Raw genomic sequence first — 2,792 nt, forward strand, 5'->3', positions numbered from 1 at the left:
CAGGGAGGCCGAATCGACCCACACGACCACGACGCCCGGAACACTCACAAACTGGCTAAACCCGGGGCCTCGGGAACAGCAGTTGCCCGCGGCTATCGGCAGGCTGACGCGCGCATCGCCGCGACCAGCAGAAAGAACGCCGACCTACAGACTGCCGCTAAACGCTATAACTGGAGCATGAGCCTGCAGGCCGAAGCCAGCCACAAACGTGAATTGACCCGGGTTGATGGCGGCGACCTACGTGGCTGGATGGAAAGACATGGCGTCGAAGACTTCCACCTGTATCTGCGCGGGATTGCAGCTACAGACAGCGGGGAAGACAGCCAGCATGGGCCAGCTCTAAAAACCATCAGCATCGGGCCGAAAGACCACATCGGCATCAGTGGTCTGAATGGACGTGGTAAGTCCACCTTGCTCGAGCTGCTTGCCGCCCGTCTGCCCACGGATCTGCCCCGCCTGATCCTGCCTCAGATCATTGGCTCGGCACGAATACACAAGGCCTTGGAGGACGCGGTCGCGCTGCCGGGGACTCAGAAAAAGAAACTGATGTCGGCTTACGCCCAGCTAAACGCTGACCCAGAAGATCTTCTGGCCGGTCACGAACTCTCTGCGGGCGAGGGCCGCAAACTATTGCTGTGCCTGGGATTCTTAGAGCATCCCCAGCTACTGATCCTGGACGAACCGACCAATCATCTAGACCTTCGCTCCCAGGCCGCTCTGGCCGAGGTGCTGGCACCCCACCACGGAGCCCTGGTGGTCGTCTCCCACGATGAAGGCCTCCTGGAAGCTGTAAGCTCAATCCACTGGGAAGTCGAATGATTCCAGGACACCCATCAGCCTGATATTAGTGTGCGGGTTAGGGGATGCGAGTTAATGATATGCCAGTCGCCATGCGACCTCCATATGAACATGTCGCCCCAATCCGCCACAGTGCAGTGCAGCTAAAAGAGCGAAGAAACGAGAAGAATCAGTGATATGTCAAATATGTGCCCGGAGCCGGGAATACAGGTAATAAAAAATTCCAAGGCCTAAGACCTTGGAATCATTGCTATTTGGTCGGGCCGGCGGGATTTGAACCCGCGACCCCTTGACCCCCAGTCAAGTGCGCTACCAAACTGCGCTACGGCCCGACGGTGCATCAGCACCGAGTAGAGATAGTAGCACAGCGTCACCGGGCCGACAACGGTCCGGCGAGTCCCGGCAGACCAGTCCGGACAGACCGGGCACATGATCGACTTGCTATCATGATTCTGGACGGTCGGCGCACCCCGCGTCGGCCGCGAGTCGTTCCAGCCCGGAAGGGGTTCCATGAGCACAGACGTTTTCGACCTTTCGGCCGCAAAGATGCGCGACAAGGGCATGAGCGAAGTCTCCATCAACCAGTTCAGGCACCTTTACGAAACCTGGCAACGGGGAGATGCCAAGGCCTGCGTGCGTGAGAAGGACGTCGTCCCGCTCAAGGACGTGCCCCGCACCAAAGACATCCACGACACCATGGACATGGATATGGCCCTGGATGCATTCTCCCGCACCGCCTTCATCAAACTCAACGGTGGCCTGGGCACCTCCATGGGCTTGGAAAAGGCCAAGTCCCTGCTGCCCATCCGTCGCCACAAGGCCCGCCGGATGCGCTTCCTAGACATCATCATGGGCCAGGTGCTGACAGCCCGCAAGCGCCTAGGGGTGCCCCTGCCGCTGATCTTCATGAACTCCTTCCGCACCTCGCGAGACACTATGCGCGTTGTCAAGCAGGACCGTCGCTTCGTCCAGAACGGCGTGCCTATGGAGATCATTCAGCACATCGAGCCCAAGATCGACGCTGACACCGGCCGTCCGGTCGACTTCCCGGCCAAGCCCGACCTGGAATGGTGCCCTCCCGGCCACGGCGACATCTTCTCGACCATCTGGGAGACCGGCCTGCTGGACACACTCAAGGAGCAGGGGATCGACTACCTGTTCATCTCCAACTCCGACAATCTGGGCGCCCGGCCTTCAAGGACCCTGGCCGGCTATTTCGCCCAATCCGGAGCGCCCTTCATGATCGAGGTGGCCAAGCGGACCGAGGCTGATCGCAAGGGCGGCCACATCGTCATCGACAAGGCCAGCGGACGCCCCATCCTGCGGGAGATGTCCCAGGTGGACCCGCATGACCGCAGCTCGGCCATGTCCATCCGCAAGCACCCCTACTTCAACACCAACAGCATCTGGGTCAGGGTCGATGCCCTGCGCGACAAGCTGACTGAATACGACGGAGTGCTGCCTCTGCCCATCATCGAGAACCGGAAGACCGTCGACCCCACCGATCCTTCCACCCGCCCCGTGGTGCAGCTGGAGACCGCCATGGGCTCTGCCGCCACGCTCTTCGAGGGGGCCATCTGTGTGCAGGTGGATCGTATGCGCTTCCTGCCGGTCAAGACCACCGACGACCTGTTCATCATGCGCTCCGACCGCTTCCATCTGACCGACTCCTATGAGATGGAGGACGGCAACTACGATTTCCCCAACGTCCAGCTGGATGAACGCTACTACAAGTACATCGCCGACTTCGACGAGCGCTTCCCCTACGGGGTTCCCAGCCTGGCGGCTGCCAACTCGGTCACCATCGAGGGGGACTGGACCTTCGGCAGGGATGTGACCTTGTATGCAGACGCCCACCTGAGCGACCAGGGGCGCTCCTCATACGTGCCCAATGGTCAGTATGTGGGACCTCAGGGCATCGAACCGGACGAGTGGGTCTAAGGCCAGTCTCAGCAGGGTTCAGCCTGTCAAGAAAAGGTACCGTATTTGGGTGT

The 2,792-nt window shown here is 60.4% G+C and carries 2 protein-coding genes and 1 tRNA gene; 2 read left to right on the forward strand and 1 reads right to left on the reverse strand.

What is annotated here, in order from left to right:
• The coding region (locus tag AC0AP0_RS11355) for an ATP-binding cassette domain-containing protein (RefSeq protein ID WP_490430545.1) at window positions 1-819 on the forward strand (819 nt) is incomplete at its 5' end.
• Between the two features lie 234 nt (window positions 820-1,053).
• Here AC0AP0_RS11355 and AC0AP0_RS11360 read toward each other — a convergent pair.
• Window positions 1,054-1,130, reverse strand: a tRNA-Pro gene (locus AC0AP0_RS11360).
• A gap of 178 nt (window positions 1,131-1,308) precedes the next feature.
• Between AC0AP0_RS11360 and AC0AP0_RS11365 the strand changes: the two genes are divergently transcribed.
• Window positions 1,309-2,739, forward strand: coding sequence for a UTP--glucose-1-phosphate uridylyltransferase (locus AC0AP0_RS11365; RefSeq protein WP_490430546.1), 1,431 nt, complete (start codon window positions 1,309-1,311; stop codon window positions 2,737-2,739).
• Window positions 2,740-2,792: the final 53 nt, after the last annotated feature.

This window comes from Bifidobacterium sp. POST2/T3 (B1) (genome assembly GCF_058197115.1).

Bases quoted from the DNA above. Each gene is read 5' to 3' on its own strand.
- AC0AP0_RS11365 (WP_490430546.1), top strand. From the start codon at position 1,309: ATGAGCACAGACGTTTTCGACCTTTCGGCCGCAAAGATGCGCGACAAG.